The following is a 16,808-nucleotide window of genomic DNA, read 5'->3' on the forward strand; positions in this document are numbered from 1 at the left end:
AACCGAGGGTGGAACCTCAGGTTTTGGGGAGCGTCACGCCCACTTGGCCCTGGTACTTGCCGCCCCGGTCCTTGTAGCTGGTCTCGCAAACCTCATCGCTTTCCAGGAACAAAACTTGGGCACATCCCTCACCTGCATAAATCTTGGCGGGCAGTGGTGTGGTGTTGCTGAACTCCAGCGTCACATAGCCTTCCCACTCGGGCTCGAACGGGGTGACATTGACGATGATGCCGCAGCGGGCGTAGGTGCTTTTGCCCAGGCAAATGGTGAGCACATTGCGCGGGATGCGGAAATATTCCACCGTGCGGGCCAGTGCAAAGCTGTTGGGCGGGATGATGCACACATCGCCTTCGATGTCCACAAAGCTGCGCTCGTCAAAGTTTTTGGGGTCCACCACCGTGCTGTAGATGTTGGTGAACACCTTGAACTCCGGCGCACAGCGGATGTCGTAGCCGTAGCTGCTGGTGCCGTAGCTCACAATTTTCTGACCAGCGGCGTTCTGGCGGATTTGTCCGGGCTCAAACGGCTCGATCATGCCGTGCTGCTCTGCCATGCGGCGGATCCATTTGTCGCTCTTGATGCTCATGGTGTGCCTTTGTAACGATCCGGCTATTTTAGGGTCTTGCCCACAGCCCCTGCTCGGGGCTGGCCCGTCATCGGGCGATGCGGCCCACGACCCCTTGCACCAAGTAGTTCATGTTCAGAATTTGGGCGTCTGTCAGGGCCTGCCCTGCGGGCACGAGCAACTTGCCATCGTTGTCGCTGATCGGGCCCGCAAAGGGCTGCAGCTTGCCTGTGCCCACTGCTTTTTGCTGGGTCAATATTTCAGACTGCACGGCTTTGGGCACCTTGGGGCCGAAGTCGCCCACCCGGATCATGCCGTCCTTCACACCGCCCCACACGCTGCCCGATGTCCACTGACCGGCCCATGCGGCCTTGACGCGGGCCGTGTAATAGTCGCCCCACTGGTGGGTCACCGCGATGATTTGGGCATCCGGTCCGATCTTGCGCATGTCGGAGTGGTAGGCCACAGCCATCTTGCCGCGCTCTTGGGCGGCGGCCATGACGGCGGTTGAGCCGGTGTGGAACGCGATCACATCCACCTCTTGGTTGAACAAGGCCATGGCCGCTTCACGCTCTTTCGGTGGGTCAAACCAGGCGTTGAGCCAAACCACCTTGACGGTGGCCTTGGGGTTGACCGAGCGCATGCCCAACGTGAAGGCGTTGATGCCTTGGAGGACCTCGGGAATCGGAAAGCCCGCCACATAACCGGCCACGTTCGTTTGCGTCATGCGCCCTGCCGCGATGCCCGCCAAATAGCGGCCTTCGTAATAACGGGCGTTCGATGCGGCCACATTGGGCGCGGTTTTGAAGCCGGTCACCGACTCGAACTTCACGTTGGGAAAGTCTTTGGCCACCTTGAGCGTGGGCTCCATGTAGCCAAAACTGGGCGTGAAGATGATCTGGTGGCCTTGTTGCGCCAGGTCGCGGATCACGCGCTCGGCGTCAGCGCCCTCGGCCACATCGGCCACAAAGGTGGTCTTGACTTGATCGCCCAGGGCCTTTTCCACAGCCTTGCGGCCCTCGTCGTGCTGACGCGTCCAGCCCGCTTCGGTGATGGGCGAGACATAGACAAAACCGGCCTTGATGGGCTCGGTGGATTTGGCTTGGGTTTGCGCCTGAACGGCGGGCAGAAAAAAGCAGGCGGCCACCAGCGTGGCTGCGAGGTTTTTATACATGGTAGTCCTCTACATGGCCCCGAGATGGAACAAAACAAAGCCCGCCGGGGCGGCGGGCTTCGGGGCAAGATTTTAGCAAGACCTTGAAGGCCCTCAGTCGGACGCCACAAACCCCGCAAAGCATTGCTTGAGCTCATGCATCCAGCGGTGCTTGTCGGTCTCAGGGGCGAAGCTCGCCTCGATGCTGTTGGCCGCCAGTTTGTAGGCTTGCTGAGCGCTCAGGTGCAAGGCGGCGAAAGTCTGCAGGTAGTTGTCGTTCAGGTAGCCGCCAAAATAGGCCGGGTCGTCCGAGTTGAGGGTCACGCACACACCCGCGTCCAGCATCTGGCCCAGGTTGTGGTCGGCCAAATTTTTGAACACGCACAGCTTGAGGTTGGACAGCGGGCACACGGTCAGCGGCATGCGGCTGTCGGCCAGGCGTTTCATCAGCGCGGCGTCGTGGATGGCTTGTACGCCGTGGTCGATGCGCTCCACCTGCAGGGTGTCCAGCGCGCTCCAGATGTAGGCCGGCGGCCCCTCCTCACCCGCATGGGCCACACAGTGCAAGCCCAGCGCCCGGGCGCGTTCAAACACGCGGGCAAACTTTTCGGGTGGGTGCCCCACTTCGCTGGAATCGAGCCCCACGCCGATGAACTGCTCGCGCCAGGGCATGGCGGCTTCGAGCGTGGCCAGCGCATCGTCTTCGGACAAGTGGCGCAAAAAGCACAAAATCAGATCGGCGCTGATGTTCAGTTGGCTTTGCGCATCGCGACAGGCTCGGCTCAGGCCTTCAATGACCGTGCCCATGGCCACGCCCCGCGCTGTGTGGGTTTGGGGGTCAAAAAACAGCTCGGCCCGCACCACATGGTCGGCTTTGGCCTTTGCAAAATATGCCCAGGCCATGTCGTAAAAATCCTGCTCATGCAGCAAGACACTCGCGCCGGCGTAATACAGGTCCAGAAAACTTTGCAGATCGGTGAAGGCATAGGCGCTGCGCAGGGCGGCCACATCGGCATAGGGCAATGGCACGCCATTGCGCTGGGCCAGTGCGAAGATCAACTCGGGCTCCAATGAGCCTTCGATGTGGATGTGCAGCTCGGCCTTGGGCATGACGCGCAGCAACTCGGGCAAGCGCTCTGGGGCAATGGCATGGACTTTGAACATGGTCAATCCTGAAAAAATTGGGCACGAATCACAGACGCATCGAGGTGCAAGAAAGTGCTGTTGTGCCGGTCCGTCAAAGGCCCGCCACCGGGTACAACATGGCCACTGGGGTCATGGCCGATGGCCTTGAACTTCCATTGGCCATTGATCCACTTGAAATTGCCCACATGCTGGCCAGACGGGTCGTGCAGGGCATGAACGCCATCGTTGATTTTTTGAATGTGCATGCTGTCAGTATCCATGCCTTGTCAATGGCCCCGGAAATCGCCCCGCTCCATCCACCACGACACCGCAAACCCGGCCACCAGGCCCCAAAAGGCTGCGCCAATGTTGAACAAGCCGATGTCGGCCACCGTGACCAGCAGGCTGACCAATGCACCGAGTGAAAATTGGCCCGCGCCAAACGATGCCACAAACGCGCCCTGCAAGACGCGCAGCATGGCCAGGCCCCCCAACACCATGATGAATTCCTTGGGCGCGGCCAGCATCCAACCGGTGAAGGTGGGCGCCATCAGGCCAAACAACAGCGCCAGCACGCCAAACATCAATGCGCCGGTGTAGTGGCGCGGCCTCTCGCCAGACGAGGTGAGCAAGCCGTTGGTCGGCCCGGTCAGGCAAGTGCTGACCGCACCAAACACGGCACTCACCGCCGCGCCCACACCGCAGGCCACCGCGATCATGTTGACCGGCGGCTCGTGTCCGGCATTTTTCAGCACGGCAACGCCCTGCCCGTTTTGCACCACCAGCACCGTGATGGCCAGGGGCACCACCAACTCCAGCATCGCGGCAAAGGACCATGCTGGCGCCTGGATGACGGGCTGCGCCAAAGCCAATTGCCCCACGGCGGCCGCATCCAGCCGGCCCGACACCGCCACCGCCAAAGCCCCCACCAGCAAGGCGCCAATGACAGGCGGCAGGCGCTTGCCCCAATCGGCCTTCGCCGACAGCAACAAAAACACCGCCACCATGGGCGCGGCAATGGCCACATCGCTTTGCAGCGCCCGTACGATGTCGAGGCCGAAACGCAAAAACACCCCGGCCACCATGCCCATGACGATGGGCATGGGCAGCGCCGCCATGACGCGCTTGACCCAGCCGCTCAGGCCGAGCACCAAAATCAGCGCACTGGTCGCATAAAAAGCGCCAATCACCTCGGCAAAACTCAGGTGCTGCAAGGCCGGGCCCACCAAGACCGTGCCGGGGATCGTCCAGCCAAAAGCCAGCGGCGTGGTGTAGCGCCAGCTCATCAGCAAACTGACCAAACCATTGACAAAAAACACCCCAAACACCCAGGACGCCAGCTCTTCGGAGGACAAACCGCCGCGTGTGCCCACTGACAAGATAACGGCCACGGGCCCGGTGGCAGCAAAGATGAAGCCAATCAGGGCATTGGCGGCGTAAGTGCTGCCAAAGTCGGCTCGGATTTGCGCAGCGGTTTTGACCGCCGCAGCGGGGGATTCCAAATATTTGAACAAAGCTGGGGCCTTTGCAGGAATGGACACGGCAGCCAGCGTATCAAACCCGCTGGGCTTTGCCGTCACCAAGGGGCCAGCAGCAAGAAAAAAGCCGCCTGACGGGCGTCAGGCGGCTTGGATTCAGGCAACGGGGTTCCCGATCACTTGCCTGGGATCTTGCCTTCCACGCCCTTGACGTAGAACATCACGCCACCCAAGAACTTGTCGTCAGCGACAGCGTCTTTGGCCAGCACTTCTTTACCGGCTTGGTCCACGATCGGGCCTTTCCAGATGGAGAAGGTACCGGCTTTCAAGCCAGCTTTGATCTCGTCGATTTTCTTTTTGGTGTCTTCTGGCACGTCAGCGGCCACATTGACCATGTCGATCGCGCCTTCTTTCACGCCCCACCAGCTTTGGCCGGTGCTCCACTTGCCTTCCAGGGCTTCACCCACGGCCTTGACGTAGTAAGGTCCCCAGTTGATCACGGCCGAGCCCAAGTGGGCCTTGGGGCCGTAAGCAGTCATGTCGGAATCCCAACCGAAAGCACGCTTGCCCAATTTTTCAGCGGTCTGCAGCACGGCCGACGAGTCGGTGTTTTGCATCAGCACGTCCGCACCGCCGTTGATCAGCGAGGTGGCCGCTTCGGTTTCTTTCGGTGGGTTGAACCACTCGTTGACCCAAACCACTTTGGTCTTGACCTTGGGGTTGACCGACTGAGCGCCCATGGTGAAGCTGTTGATGTTGCGCACCACTTCAGGGATGGCGATCGAAGCCACCACACCCAAGGTGTTGGTCTTGGTCATCTTGCCTGCAATCACGCCAGCCATGTAAGCGCCTTCGTAGGTGCGGCTGTCATAGGTGCGCATGTTTTCGGCAGTTTTGTAGCCGGTGCCGTGCTCGAACTTCACATCTTTGTGGTCAGCAGCCACTTTGAGCATGGGCTCCATGTAACCGAAGGTGGTGCCGAAAATCAGCTTGTTGCCTTGGCCGACCATGTCGCGAATCACGCGCTCGGCGTCAGCGCTTTCTGGCACTTTTTCAACGAAGGTGGTGACCACTTTGTCGCCGAAGGCTTTTTCGACTTCTTTGCGGCCGTTGTCGTGCGCAAAGGTCCAGCCGCCGTCACCCACAGGGCCGACATAGGCAAACGCGATCTTCAGGGGCTCGGCCTTGGCCGCAGCAGGGGCTTGAGCCTTGGGGGCTTCTTCTTTTTTGCCACAGCCGACCAGTGCAGCGGCGGCCACAGCGGTCAGGGCCACCATCTTGACGATGGAGCGCTTGGAGATGTCTGTCATGTCAGGTCCTTTAGAACAGGGTTACAGGGGTTGGAAAAACAAGATTATGAACCGGGATAAAACGGTTTACCCAGCGAGGCGGGCATGTTCACGCGAATCCAGCTCGGATTGCGCGAGATCAAAGCCAGGACCACGATGGTGGCGATGTAGGGCAAAGCGGTCAACATTTGGCTGGGCACTTCCACGCCCATGCCCTGCAAGTGGAACTGCAACATGGTCACGCCACCAAACAAATAAGCACCCAGCAAAACCCGTGCCGGCCGCCAAGTGGCAAAGGTGGTCAGCGCCAGCGCAATCCAGCCCTTGCCAGCCACCATGCCCTCGACCCACAGCGGGGTGTAGCTCACCGAGATGTAGGCGCCGGCCAAGCCACACAAAGCCCCCCCAGCCACCACCGCCGCCAAACGGATGCGGCGAACCGGGTAACCCAAAGCATGCGCTGAGGCTGGCGATTCGCCCACCGCCCGCAGCACCAAACCGGTGCGGCTTTTGTACAAGAACCAAATCAGGGCCAAAACCAGCGCCATGGCCCCATAAACGAGCGGATGCTGTTTGAACAAAGCAGGCCCCAACCAAGGAATGTCTGCCAAACCCGCAATGGCGTAACTGGGGCGTTCTGGCAATTTCTCTTGGACATAGCCGATGCCCACAAAGGCGGAGAACCCCACACCAAACAAGCTCAGCGCCAGCCCTGTGGCGTACTGGTTGGTGCCCAGCCAGATGACCAGCACCCCAAAAATGGCCGCCAACACCGCGCCTGCGCCCATGCCCGCCGCAAAACCGAGCCAATCGTTGCCGGTGTGCACCACACAGGCAAAGCCCGCAATGGCTGCGCACAGCATCATGCCTTCGGCGCCCAAATTGACCACCCCGGCTTTTTCATTGATCAGCAAACCCAAAGCAGCCAGCGCCAGCACGGTGCCCGCGTTCAACGTCGCTGCGATCAGCAAAGCATAAGACTCCATCACAGGCCCCCTTTCTGGGTGGCCACCCAACGCAATCGGTAGGCCACCAGCGTGTCACACGCCAGCAAACAAAACAGCAGCAAACCTTGGAACACGCCGGTGATCGACTTGGGCAGCCCCAGACGCGACTGGGCCAGTTCGCCGCCGATGTAAAACATGCTCATCAAAACGGCCGACAAGACCATGCCCGCCGGGTGCAAGCGCCCGACAAAGGCGACGATGATCGCGGCAAAACCATAACCCGCGGGCACATAAGGCGTCAGCTGCCCAATCGGGCCGGCCACTTCCAAGGCACCCGCCAAACCCGCCGCGCCGCCCGAGGTGAGCAAAGCCACCCAGAGGGCTTTGCGCGAAGAAAAGCCGGCATAACGGGCCGCCGCTGGCGCCAAGCCCCCCACCTGCTGGGCAAAGCCTGCCCGCGTGCGGAACAAAAACACCCACAACAAGCCCGCCCCCACCAAGGCCAACAGCAAGCCCACACTCACGCGAGAGCCGCTCATCAAACGGGGGATTTGCGTGACCGCCTCAAAGGTTTTGGACTGCGGGAAGTTGAAACCTGCGGGGTCTTTCCATGGGCCGTAAACCAGGTAGCTCAAGACCATGTCGGCCACGTACACCAGCATCAGGCTGACCAGAATTTCGCTGGCATTGAAGCGGTCACGCAGCAGCGCCGTGATGCCGGCCCACAGCATGCCGCCCAGCACGCCCGCCAGCAGCACCGCCAGCACGATCCAGCGGCCCGTGTCTTTGCCCGCCATCAGCGCCACGCCAGCGGCGCACACCGCGCCAATGACGAACTGGCCCTCCGCGCCGATGTTCCAGACGTTGGACCTGAAGCAGACCGACAAGCCCAAAGCGATCACCAAGAGCGGCGTGGCTTTCACCATCAACTCGCCCAGCGCATAGCCCGACTTGACGGGCTCCCAAAAGAACATTTGCAATCCGCGCACCGGGTCTTTGCCCAGCGCCATGAACAGCGCCACACCCAAAAGGACCGTGAGCACCAGCGCCAGCACAGGCGAGGCATAAGTCCACAGGCGCGAGGCCTGCGGACGGGGTTCAAGCCGCAGCATGGGGCACCTCCTCTGACAGATCGGTCCGGGAGACAGGCCACAAACCGCTCATCCACTCGCCCACCAATGCCACGGTGGCTTCGTTGCGCGCCACCGAAGGCGACAAACGCCCCTTGGCGATCACATGCAATCGGTCAGACAGCTCGAACAATTCTTCCAACTCCTCACTCACCACCAACACCGCACAACCGGCGTCGCGAAGCGCCAAAATTTCTGCGCGAATCTGCGCGGCCGCGCCCACGTCCACACCCCAGGTGGGTTGCGAGACGATGAGCAGCTTGGGCGAAGCGCTGATCTCGCGCCCCACGATGAATTTTTGCAAATTGCCACCCGACAGCGATTGCGCGGCGGCATCCGGCCCTGAGGCCTTGACCTTGAAGCGGTCAATGACGCTGCGGGCTTGCTCGGCCAAGGCGCCCATGCGCAACCAGCCGCCCAAGCCCACGGCTTCGCTGCGGGTGAGCAAGAGGTTTTGCGACAGACTGAGCGAGGGCACAGCGCCCCGGCCCAGACGCTCTTCAGGCACAAATTGCAGGCCCATCTGCCTGCGCGGCACGGGCCCCCATGCCGCCACCGCTTGGCCGGCCAAGCGCACACTGGCCGCGCCGCACTGCACGCCCGCGCGGATGTCTTCACCCGAGAGCGCCCACATCAGTTCTTTCTGGCCATTGCCCGACACCCCTGCCAGGCCCACCACCTCGCCTGCACGCACCTGCAGGTGGATGCCCTCCAGGTCCACGCCAAACGGGTCTTGGCGCGTCAGGCTCAAGCCTTTGACCGACAAAACCACCTCACCCGGCGCACGCGGCACATGCTGCAAAGCCATGGGCTCGGCCCCAATCATCAGCCGGCTCAGGCTGGCGTTGGTTTCCTCGCGCGGATCGCAAACGCCGGTGACTTGGCCGCCACGCAGCACGGTGCAAGCGCTGCACAGCGCGCGGATTTCGTGCAGCTTGTGCGAGATGTACAAAATGCTCACGCCCTGGCTGACCAGCTTGTGCAGCACCACAAACAACTTCTCGACCGCTTGAGGCGTCAACACCGAAGTGGGTTCGTCCAGAATCAAAAGCTTGGGCTCGGTCAGCAAGGCGCGGATGATCTCCACCCGCTGCATCTCACCCACGCTCAAGGTGTGCACCGGGCGCTCGGGCTCCAGGTCCAGTCCGTATTCGCTGGCCTTGGCCACGATGCGCTCGGTCACTTCGGCCAGGCTGAGCGACTTGTCCAGCCCCAGCCACACGTTCTCGGCCACCGTGAGCGTGTCAAACAAGCTGAAGTGCTGAAACACCATGCTGATGCCCAGCTTGCGCGCTTCTTGCGGGTTGCGGATGTGGACCGGCTGGCCATTGAAGAGCACCTGGCCCTCGTCGGGCTTGACCGAGCCGTAGATGATTTTCATCAAAGTGGACTTGCCCGCGCCGTTTTCACCCAGCACGGCATGGGCTTGGCCGGGCAGCACGGTGAGGGACACGTCCTGGTTGGCCACCACGCCCGGATAGCGCTTGGTGATGCCTTGCAAAGACAAGAGGGGTGTGGTCATGTCGGGTGCGTAGAAGATCGGGAGAAGCCTCTTGCAAAGTCCGTGGCGAAAGTCTTGACCCGCCGGCCCTTGCAAGCAAAGAGATTGCCGCACAATGTACCACCGCCGTTACCCCCTTTTCCCGGGTGTTTATCCCCGTATTCACCCCTGAATGCTCCATGCCCCACGCCTCTCCATTGACACATCGCCAAGCTTGGCGGGCCAGCCTGCTGTGGTTCCCAGAACCGTCCCAGCCGCATGCCCAGCACGAAAGCGACGGCCTGCTGGTGACCGCACGCGAGGCCGACGGCATCGTGCGCATCCAGGCCATCGGCCCCTACCGCGAGTTGGTTGCGCAATACCCCGACCTGCCCGTGACCCACTGGCCCGGCCTGTGCATCGCGCCCGGCTTTGTGGACCTGCACATCCATTACCCGCAAACCGATGTGATCGGCTCGCCCGCCGAGGGCCTGCTGCCTTGGCTGGAGCACTACACCTTTCCGCACGAGAAGCAGTTTGCCGACCCGGCCTACGCGCACGAAGTGAGTGCGTTTTTTCTGGACGAGCTCATGCGCCACGGCGTGACCACCGCCCTGTGTTTTGCCACCGCCCACCCCGAGTCGGTCCATGCTTTCATGGCCGAGGCGCAAAAACGCCATCTGCGCATGCTGACCGGCAAGGTGCTGCAAGACCGCCACAGCCCGGACGGCCTGCGCGACACCGACACGGCTTGGAGCTTGCGCCAGACCGAAGCGCTGATCCGCCGCTGGCACGGCGTGGACCGCTTGGGTTACGCCATCACGCCGCGCTTTGCGCCCACCAGCAGCCCTGAGCAGCTGCATGGCGCGGGTGAGATCGCGCAGCAGTTCCCCGATGTGTGGATCCAGTCGCACGTGGCCGAAAACGTGGACGAAATCTGCTGGGTGAAAGAACTTTTCCCCGAGGCGCGCAGCTACTTGGACGTGTACGACCGCGCAGGCCTCGTGCGCCAGCGCTCGGTGTACGCGCACTGCATTTACCTGGACGATGCCGACCGCCGCCGCATGGCCGAGGTGGGCGCGACAGCCGCGGTCAGCCCCACCAGCAACCTGTTTCTGGGCAGTGGCTTCTTCGACTACCCGGCCTCAGACGCAGCGGGCTTGCGCTACGGCCTGGCCAGCGATGTGGGTGGCGGCACCAGCTTCAGCCCGTTTCACACCATGCACGCGGCCTACACCGTGGCTCGGCAAAGCGTGGGCCGACCCGGCATCAGCCTCGCGCCCGAACACCTGTGGTGGCAACACACGGCAGGGGCCGCCGCGGCGCTGGACCTGCGCGGCCAAGTCGGCAACCTGCAGCCGGGCTGCGAAGCGGACTTTGTGGTGCTCAACCCCCAAGCCACGCCCCTGCTGGCGCGCCGGACCGCGCAAACCGAGACCCTGGCCGAGTGGCTGTTTGCGATGATCGTGCTGGGCGACGAGCGCTTGATTGCACACACCGTGGTGCAAGGCCAGATCGCCGCGCCTGCAGGCATGTCAGACAATCGGGCATGAGCAGCGAGAACGAACACCCCATCATCGACCCCAACGAGGCCCAGCGCGCGTCCGTGCGCCGGGGCATTGCGCAATTTCAAGAGCGCCTGCAGGCCGCTGGCCACGACTTTCGGGAGCCGCCGCCCGAGCCGACCTCGTGCTGCGGCCGCGGCTGCAACGGCTGCGTGTGGGAAAGCTACGACGATGCGCTGATGTATTGGTACGAGGATGCGGGCGCATTGCTGGCGGGTTAAAGCCAAGTGCCTGTTCAACGCAAGTGCTTGCCCGCTTCGCGGCGCGTCAGGCCAGACAACTGGCTTGCATGCTCAAGTAGAAAGTTTCGAACGGCCTCTGGCTGCATTCGCGCATGGTCGCGCAAGGCCCAGCCAATGGCTTTGCGGATGAAAAAGTCTGTCTCGGGCGCGAGCGTCAGCGCGTAGCGGAACAAACGCAGCTGATCGGTCTGACCACGCCAACCCAGTTGGTGCAGCATGGCCACACGGCGCACCCACAGATGGGGGTGCGTCAAGCAATCGTCCATGAGCAATTGCACATCGGGCTGGCTGGCTTTGGCGCGCAGCACGATGTCGACCACCACCCCGGCCAGACCATCGACCGTGTCCCACCACGGGTCGGTTTGCACCAGCTGCAAGATGCGCGGCAAGGCCTTCACATCCAGCCGCTTGTGGTGTTGGGCCAGCCAATCCACGGCGGCGTATCGGAATTCGCGCTCGGGCAGTTGCCACAGGGCCTCGGCCAATGCCAGCACTTCATTGGCCGTGCCCGCGAACTTGGGAAGCGTGTGAAGTGCCTCTTTCATGGCCGCACGCCGCGGGCCGGCTCGGATGCCCAGAAAGGCGAACTGACCGAGCATGTAGGCTTTCATGGGTACCGCCTGCTGCGCATCGGCCTGCGCCCGCAGGGCCGCTTCGATCCGCGGCAAGGCCATGGAAACAAAGCTGGGGGTCATGGCTCAGGCCTTGGACATCGCGGCTTCGATGTCCTGTGCGCTGGCAGGGCGCACCCAGCGCGCGACCTCTTGCCCATCGCGCAAGCAGACCAAAGTTGGCCACAGCTTGACACGGAAGTGGCGGCCCAAAGGACGTCCCGGACCGTCTTCAATTTTGAGGTGCTGCCACGCACCGGAAGTGGCCAATGCCTGCGCGATCAGCGCTTGTGCGGCACGGCAATGACCACACCATTCGGTGCCAAATTCCAGCAAGGTCAGGCCTTGGAAGGCCTGCACTTCGGACAGGCTGGGCGCCTCGAGGGCGCTCAAGTAAGGTTTGAAAGGGCTCATGCATTCACGGGGGTGTGACAAAACAAATGGGACACGGTGGACCGCAGCCACTGCAGACAAGGGTCTTTGTCAAAGCGGGCGCTCCAGTGCATGGACACGGTGAAGTCGCGCAGTGGCAATTCGGGCTCGATCAGGGCCAGAGCCCCTGCCTCGGCAAAACCTTGCGCAAAGTTGCGGGGCATGAGCACCGCCAGATCGCTGCTGCGCACGATGCCGGGCAAAGACAAAAAGTGGCTGACCGTCAGGCGCAGGCGGTGCTGCCAATGCATCAACTCCAGAATGCGCAGCGTGTCCGAATGGGTGCGCACGGCGGCAAATTCCAACTCGGACAGCCCCTCTTGCAGGTCGGCGGATGCAGCGCGATCATTTTGCAAGCGCGACCAACGCTGCGCCACCGGATGGCCCTGGCGCATCAGCACCACATAGCGGTCGCTCAGCAAGGGCTGCGCAAGGGTGTCACCCACTTCTGGCAAAAACCCGATGGCCAGATCAAGCTGGCCGCTGTCGAGCGCTTGGGCAATTCTGTCGTGCGGCAAGGGCAGGGTCTCCAGACGGATGCCGGGCGCTTGGCGCTGCAATTCGAGCACCAGTTCGGGCAAAAAACGCGCCTCGCCAATGTCACTCAGGTGCACACGCAGCACACGGGCAGAGCGCTGCGGGTCAAACACCTGCGAGACATTGAGCGCATCCTCGATCGTGCCCAGCGCCAACTGCACCGCCTGCGCCAGCCGGTCAGCGCGCGGCGTCGGCCGCACGCCTGCGCCACTGCGTTCAAACAAGGCGTCACCCAACACAGCCCGTAAACGCGCCAGCCCCTGGCTGGCCGCCGGCTGCGACATGCCCAGTTGCTGCGCGGCCAGGCTCACGCTGCGCGTGCGCCACACCGCATCAAACAGCCGCAGCAAATTCAGATCCAGGTTTTTAATATTCATTCAGCGCATACCGTTTATTCAGAATATTTTATGCACTTATACGTAAGATGGTCTTTGGCAAGCTTTTTCGGATGCCATAACGCTGGGAGTGTGCTTTGGAAGTTTCATTTCACGAAGAAATCAAGGCCCTGCGCATGGGCCAAGGCGAGGTCTTTCATGGCGAAGGCATTCTGGCCATCACCAAGGGCCTGCTGCAATCGGGCGTGAGCTATGTGGGCGGCTACCAGGGCGCCCCGGTCTCACACCTGCTCGATGTCATGGTGCAGGCCAAGCCCTACATGGACGAGCTGGGTGTGCATGTCGAGGCCTGCTCGAATGAAGCCTCGGCCGCGGCCATGTTGGGCGCGTCCATCCACTACCCCATTCGTGGCGCAGTGACCTGGAAGTCCATTGTGGGCACCAATGTGGCGGCCGATGCGCTGTCCAACCTGTCCTCGCCCGGGGTGACGGGCGGCGTGCTGATCGTGGTGGGCGAAGACTACGGCGAAGGCGCCAGCGTCATCCAAGAGCGCACACACGCCTACGCGCTCAAATCGGGCATGTGCCTGCTCGACCCACGACCAGAGCTGGGCCAGATGGTCAACATGGTGGAGCACGGTTTCCGGCTGTCCGAAGCGTCCAACATGCCGGTGATGATGGAGCTGCGCATCCGCGCCTGCCATGTGCGCGGCCAGTTTGTGGCCAAGGACAACCAGGCCCCCCAACTCTCCAAAAAGCACCTGATCGAGGAGCCCGCAGGCTTCAACTACATGAAGCTGGCGCACCCACCTGTGACCTTTGCGCAGGAAAAACGCAAAGTCGAGCACCGCCTGCCGGCCGCACGCCAATACATTGCAGAGCAGCGCCTGAACGAGCACTTTGAAGGCAGCACCCACCGCCACTTGGGCCTGATCGTGCAGGGCGGCCTCTACAACACGCTGATCCGCGCCCTGCAGCAGTTCGAGCTGGCCGATGCCTTTGGCGTGACCCGCCTGTCGGTGCTGGTGCTGAACGTGACCTACCCGCTGGTGCCCGACGAGCTGGTGAATTTTTGCAAGGACAAATCGGCCGTACTCCTGCTCGAAGAAGGCCAGCCCGAATACATCGAGCAAGAACTGGCGCTCATGCTGCGCCGCCTCGATCTGCAAACCCCGCTGCACGGCAAAGACATGCTGCCCTCGGGCGGCGAGTACACCGCCGAAGTCATGGCCCAAGGCCTTCTCAAGTTTCTGGACCGCCACCAAGCCGACGCTGTGCCCGAAGCCACGCGCCAATGGCTGACCAGCATCGGCGAACGCCGTGCGCAAGTGCAAGATTTGCTGGGCAGCCCGGTGCCTGCGCGGCCGCCGGGCATGTGCATTGGCTGCCCCGAGCGGCCGGTGTTTTCTGCGCTCAAGCTGGCGCAACAAGATGTGGGTCCGGTTCACATCGCGGGCGACATCGGTTGCCACGCGCTGGCCACCTTCGAGCCGTTTTCCTTTGGCCACTCCATCCTGGGTTACGGCATGAGCCTGGCCAGCCGGGCGGGTGTGTCGCCGCTGATGAAGCGCCGTGTTTTGTCGGTGATGGGCGACGGCGGTTTTTGGCACAACGGTTTGCTCACGGGGGTGCAAAGTGCGCTGTTCAACGGCGACGATGCGGTGCTGCTGATCTTCAAAAACGGCTACACCTCGGCCACCGGCACGCAGGACATCATCAACACCCCCAGCGACATCGCCAAAGAACTGGCGGGCGACAAACGCCAAAGCATTGTGCACACCAACCAGACCATCGAGTCCACGCTCAAAGGCTTGGGCGTGCAATGGCTGCGCACGGTGCACACCTACGAGGTCAGCCACATGCAGGCCACGCTCACCGAGGCTTTCACCACCGAGTTTCAGGGCCTGAAAGTCATCGTGGCCGAAGGCGAATGCCAGCTGGAACGCCAGCGCCGCATCAAGCCGTGGTTGGCCTCGCTGCTGTCCAAAGGCGAGCGGGTGGAGCGCGTGAAATACGGTGTGGACGAAGACGTGTGCAACGGCGACCATGCCTGCATTCGCCTCTCGGGTTGCCCCACCTTGACGCTCAAAGACAACCCCGACCCTTTGAAAGTGGACCCGGTGGCCACCGTGATCGACGGCTGTGTGGGCTGCGGCCTGTGCGGCGAAAACGCCCACGCGGCCACGCTGTGCCCCTCGTTTTACCGGGCCGAAGTGGTGCAAAACCCCAAACTGCATGAACGCCTGTGGGCCCGCTGGCAAGGCCTGGCCACACGTTGGCTGCAACCGGCATGAGCCCCTTGACAGCCTGAGAGACACACCATGACCCAACCGATTTCAATCTTGCTGTGCGCCCTGGGCGGTGAAGGCGGCGGCGTGCTGGCCGACTGGCTGGTCGACGTGGCCCGCCGCGCCGGCCACCCGGCGCAAGCCACGTCCATTCCTGGCGTGGCGCAACGCACCGGCGCCACCACCTATTATTTGGAGGTCTACCCCCTGCCCCACAGCCAGCTGCAAGGCCGCTTGCCCGTGCTGGGCCTGAACCCGCTGCCGGGCCGGCTCGATGCCCTGGTGTCCTCCGAGTTGCTGGAGACCGCGCGCCAAATTGGCAACGGCCTGGCTTCCAAGGACCGCACACTGGTCATCAGCGCCTCTTCCAGGGCGCTCACCACCGCCGAGAAAATGGCCATGGGCGACGGGCGTCGCCCTGAAGGCCCGCTGCTCGATGTGGTGGCCGCGCACAGCCTGCGCCACCATGTGATGGACATGGCCAGCCTGTGCCAGCAAAGCGGCACCATGGTCAGCGCCGTCATGTTGGGTGCCATCGCGGGCAGCGGCTTGCTGCCTTTTGCGCGGGCCCATTACGAGGCTGTGTTGGCGGGCCCAAGCAGCTCGGCGAAAGCCAGCTTGCGCGGCTTTGCGCTGGCCTTTGAGGTGGTCACACGCCAGCGCGAGCAAGCGCAGTATGTCGAGCAGGTCATGAAGCCTGCTGTGCCTGCGCCCGCTGCAGCGGCTGCCCTGCCGGCCGATGTGGCCGCCAAATTTCCAGCGGCACTGCACCCCTTGATGGGCCTGGCGCACCAGCGCTTGGTGGAATACCAAAGCCCCGCTTACGCCCGTTTGTATGTGCAGCGGCTCGAGCGTCTGCTGACTGCAGAAGCCAGCGCACAAGACAGCACCCGTCCTGTGACCCAAGAAGCCACCCGCTGGCTGGCCCTGTGGATGGCGTTTGACGACATCATCCGCGTGGCCGACCTGAAAAGCCGCGCCAGCCGCTGGACGCGCGTCACGCAAGAGGTCAAGGCCAAAGAGGGTGATGTGCTCAAGGTCTACGACCACTTCAAACCCGGTGTGCCCGAGCTGGCCGCCCTGTTGCCCCAAGGCCTGGCCCACCGGCTGCTGCGCTGGGACCGCGCCCGGGTGGCCCGCGGCCAAGCGCCTTGGTCCATGCCGCTCAAGGTGGCGCGGCACGCACTGTGGGGCATGGCCAGCTTGCGCCTCTTGGCCAGCCTGCGCGTGCTGCGCCCCCTGGGCAGCCGCTACGCCACCGAACAAGCACTCATCGAAGAGTGGCTGCGCGGCATCGAAGACGCCACACGCCGCTCACCCGCGCTGGGTCTGGAGTTGGCGCGTTGCGGGCAGCTCATCAAAGGCTACGGCAGCACCAACGAGCGCGGCAAGGACAACCTGCTGCACATCCTGCGCCATGTGTGCGGCCCGACGTCCCAAGTGCCCGTGGCCGAGCAAGCCCAAGCCGTGGCCCGCATCCGCCAAGCCGCCTTGCAAGACGAAGCCGGTCAAGCGCTCGACCAAGCCTTGCTGCAACACGGCGCGCCCGCCCGCCCTGTCAAAGAACAACCCGTGCTGTGGATGAAAAATCCACGCCTGCAAAAAAACTGACCCCGCTTCATCATCGGCAC

General features: G+C 62.7%; 16 protein-coding genes. 4 read left to right on the forward strand and 12 right to left on the reverse strand.

Annotated elements, in window-relative coordinates; genetic code table 11:
• Nucleotides 1-16: 16 nt before the first annotated feature.
• The 9 genes from dcd to B9Z31_RS01625 all read right to left on the reverse strand — a co-directional run bounded on the left by dcd (nt 17) and on the right by B9Z31_RS01625 (nt 9,209).
• A complete protein-coding gene (gene dcd, locus B9Z31_RS01585; RefSeq protein ID WP_019425458.1) occupies nt 17-586 on the reverse strand; it encodes a dCTP deaminase in 570 nt (189 codons plus the stop codon).
• Between the two features lie 67 nt (nt 587-653).
• Entirely contained in the window at nt 654-1,739 is a 1,086-nt protein-coding gene (locus tag B9Z31_RS01590) for a BMP family ABC transporter substrate-binding protein (RefSeq protein ID WP_100117807.1), read from the reverse strand.
• 93 nt (nt 1,740-1,832) lie between these two features.
• Nucleotides 1,833-2,882: an adenosine deaminase gene (locus B9Z31_RS01595; protein ID WP_100117808.1), complete on the reverse strand. Its 1,050-nt coding sequence runs from the start codon at nt 2,880-2,882 to the stop codon at nt 1,833-1,835.
• 2 nt (nt 2,883-2,884) lie between these two features.
• Nucleotides 2,885-3,109: a hypothetical protein gene (locus tag B9Z31_RS01600; RefSeq protein ID WP_100117809.1), complete on the reverse strand. Its 225-nt coding sequence runs from the start codon at nt 3,107-3,109 to the stop codon at nt 2,885-2,887.
• 21 nt (nt 3,110-3,130) lie between these two features.
• Nucleotides 3,131-4,384 (reverse strand): benzoate/H(+) symporter BenE family transporter, encoded by a 1,254-nt coding sequence (locus tag B9Z31_RS01605; protein ID WP_233200613.1) that lies wholly within the window; start codon nt 4,382-4,384, stop codon nt 3,131-3,133.
• Nucleotides 4,385-4,497: 113 nt separating this feature from the next.
• Nucleotides 4,498-5,631, reverse strand: a complete 1,134-nt coding sequence (locus tag B9Z31_RS01610) for a BMP family ABC transporter substrate-binding protein (RefSeq protein ID WP_100117810.1) — start codon at nt 5,629-5,631, stop codon at nt 4,498-4,500.
• Nucleotides 5,632-5,675: 44 nt separating this feature from the next.
• The gene (locus B9Z31_RS01615) at nt 5,676-6,596 is read right to left on the reverse strand and encodes an ABC transporter permease (protein WP_100117811.1); all 921 of its coding nucleotides are present in this window, start codon (nt 6,594-6,596) and stop codon (nt 5,676-5,678) included.
• Complete coding sequence (locus B9Z31_RS01620) at nt 6,596-7,669, reverse strand: ABC transporter permease (RefSeq protein ID WP_100117812.1); 1,074 nt, start codon at nt 7,667-7,669, stop codon at nt 6,596-6,598. The genes B9Z31_RS01615 and B9Z31_RS01620 overlap by 1 nt, the downstream gene beginning before the upstream one ends.
• Nucleotides 7,656-9,209, reverse strand: coding sequence for an ABC transporter ATP-binding protein (locus tag B9Z31_RS01625; protein WP_100117813.1), 1,554 nt, complete (start codon nt 9,207-9,209; stop codon nt 7,656-7,658). Before B9Z31_RS01625 ends, B9Z31_RS01620 begins: the two co-directional genes overlap by 14 nt.
• Before the next feature lie 158 nt (nt 9,210-9,367).
• Between B9Z31_RS01625 and guaD the strand changes: the two genes are divergently transcribed.
• On the forward strand, nt 9,368-10,720 hold the full coding sequence (gene guaD, locus B9Z31_RS01630) for a guanine deaminase (protein WP_100117814.1): 1,353 nt from the start codon (nt 9,368-9,370) through the stop codon (nt 10,718-10,720).
• Nucleotides 10,717-10,953: an oxidoreductase-like domain-containing protein gene (locus tag B9Z31_RS01635; protein WP_100117815.1), complete on the forward strand. Its 237-nt coding sequence runs from the start codon at nt 10,717-10,719 to the stop codon at nt 10,951-10,953. The genes guaD and B9Z31_RS01635 overlap by 4 nt, the downstream gene beginning before the upstream one ends.
• Nucleotides 10,954-10,967: 14 nt before the next feature.
• On the opposite strand, the gene B9Z31_RS01640 is transcribed toward B9Z31_RS01635, so the two are convergent.
• From B9Z31_RS01640 to B9Z31_RS01650, 3 genes are read right to left on the reverse strand one after another with little or no spacing between them, the layout of a single operon-like run.
• Nucleotides 10,968-11,669 (reverse strand): DNA alkylation repair protein, encoded by a 702-nt coding sequence (locus B9Z31_RS01640; RefSeq protein ID WP_233200615.1) that lies wholly within the window; start codon nt 11,667-11,669, stop codon nt 10,968-10,970.
• A 3-nt stretch (nt 11,670-11,672) separates the two neighbouring features.
• Nucleotides 11,673-11,999: a thioredoxin family protein gene (locus tag B9Z31_RS01645; protein WP_100117817.1), complete on the reverse strand. Its 327-nt coding sequence runs from the start codon at nt 11,997-11,999 to the stop codon at nt 11,673-11,675.
• Nucleotides 11,996-12,931: a LysR family transcriptional regulator gene (locus B9Z31_RS01650; protein ID WP_100117818.1), complete on the reverse strand. Its 936-nt coding sequence runs from the start codon at nt 12,929-12,931 to the stop codon at nt 11,996-11,998. Before B9Z31_RS01650 ends, B9Z31_RS01645 begins: the two co-directional genes overlap by 4 nt.
• 95 nt (nt 12,932-13,026) lie before the next feature.
• Here B9Z31_RS01650 and B9Z31_RS01655 point away from each other — a divergent pair, with 95 nt between their 5' ends.
• Together B9Z31_RS01655 and B9Z31_RS01660 are read left to right on the forward strand one after the other, a co-directional pair.
• The gene (locus B9Z31_RS01655) at nt 13,027-15,183 is read left to right on the forward strand and encodes an indolepyruvate ferredoxin oxidoreductase subunit alpha (RefSeq protein ID WP_100117819.1); all 2,157 of its coding nucleotides are present in this window, start codon (nt 13,027-13,029) and stop codon (nt 15,181-15,183) included.
• Nucleotides 15,184-15,210: 27 nt separating this feature from the next.
• Nucleotides 15,211-16,788 (forward strand): indolepyruvate oxidoreductase subunit beta family protein, encoded by a 1,578-nt coding sequence (locus tag B9Z31_RS01660; RefSeq protein ID WP_100117820.1) that lies wholly within the window; start codon nt 15,211-15,213, stop codon nt 16,786-16,788.
• Nucleotides 16,789-16,808: the final 20 nt, after the last annotated feature.

Origin of the sequence: Limnohabitans sp. G3-2 (assembly GCF_002778275.1) — a bacterium.
Classification (GTDB): Bacteria; Pseudomonadota; Gammaproteobacteria; order Burkholderiales; family Burkholderiaceae_C; genus Limnohabitans_A.

What these genes read in the sequence shown, in the direction of transcription:
- guaD (WP_100117814.1), top strand. Translation starts at nt 9,368, where the DNA reads ATGCCCCACGCCTCTCCATTGACACATCGCCAAGCTTGGCGGGCCAGC.
- B9Z31_RS01650 (WP_100117818.1), bottom strand. Translation starts at nt 12,931, where the DNA reads ATGAATATTAAAAACCTGGATCTGAATTTGCTGCGGCTGTTTGATGCG.
- B9Z31_RS01645 (WP_100117817.1), bottom strand. Translation starts at nt 11,999, where the DNA reads ATGAGCCCTTTCAAACCTTACTTGAGCGCCCTCGAGGCGCCCAGCCTG.
- B9Z31_RS01635 (WP_100117815.1), top strand. Translation starts at nt 10,717, where the DNA reads ATGAGCAGCGAGAACGAACACCCCATCATCGACCCCAACGAGGCCCAG.
- B9Z31_RS01620 (WP_100117812.1), bottom strand. Translation starts at nt 7,669, where the DNA reads ATGCTGCGGCTTGAACCCCGTCCGCAGGCCTCGCGCCTGTGGACTTAT.
- B9Z31_RS01610 (WP_100117810.1), bottom strand. Translation starts at nt 5,631, where the DNA reads ATGACAGACATCTCCAAGCGCTCCATCGTCAAGATGGTGGCCCTGACC.
- B9Z31_RS01600 (WP_100117809.1), bottom strand. Translation starts at nt 3,109, where the DNA reads ATGCACATTCAAAAAATCAACGATGGCGTTCATGCCCTGCACGACCCG.
- B9Z31_RS01660 (WP_100117820.1), top strand. Translation starts at nt 15,211, where the DNA reads ATGACCCAACCGATTTCAATCTTGCTGTGCGCCCTGGGCGGTGAAGGC.
- B9Z31_RS01625 (WP_100117813.1), bottom strand. Translation starts at nt 9,209, where the DNA reads ATGACCACACCCCTCTTGTCTTTGCAAGGCATCACCAAGCGCTATCCG.
- B9Z31_RS01595 (WP_100117808.1), bottom strand. Translation starts at nt 2,882, where the DNA reads ATGTTCAAAGTCCATGCCATTGCCCCAGAGCGCTTGCCCGAGTTGCTG.
- B9Z31_RS01615 (WP_100117811.1), bottom strand. Translation starts at nt 6,596, where the DNA reads ATGGAGTCTTATGCTTTGCTGATCGCAGCGACGTTGAACGCGGGCACC.
- dcd (WP_019425458.1), bottom strand. Translation starts at nt 586, where the DNA reads ATGAGCATCAAGAGCGACAAATGGATCCGCCGCATGGCAGAGCAGCAC.
- B9Z31_RS01590 (WP_100117807.1), bottom strand. Translation starts at nt 1,739, where the DNA reads ATGTATAAAAACCTCGCAGCCACGCTGGTGGCCGCCTGCTTTTTTCTG.
- B9Z31_RS01640 (WP_233200615.1), bottom strand. Translation starts at nt 11,669, where the DNA reads ATGACCCCCAGCTTTGTTTCCATGGCCTTGCCGCGGATCGAAGCGGCC.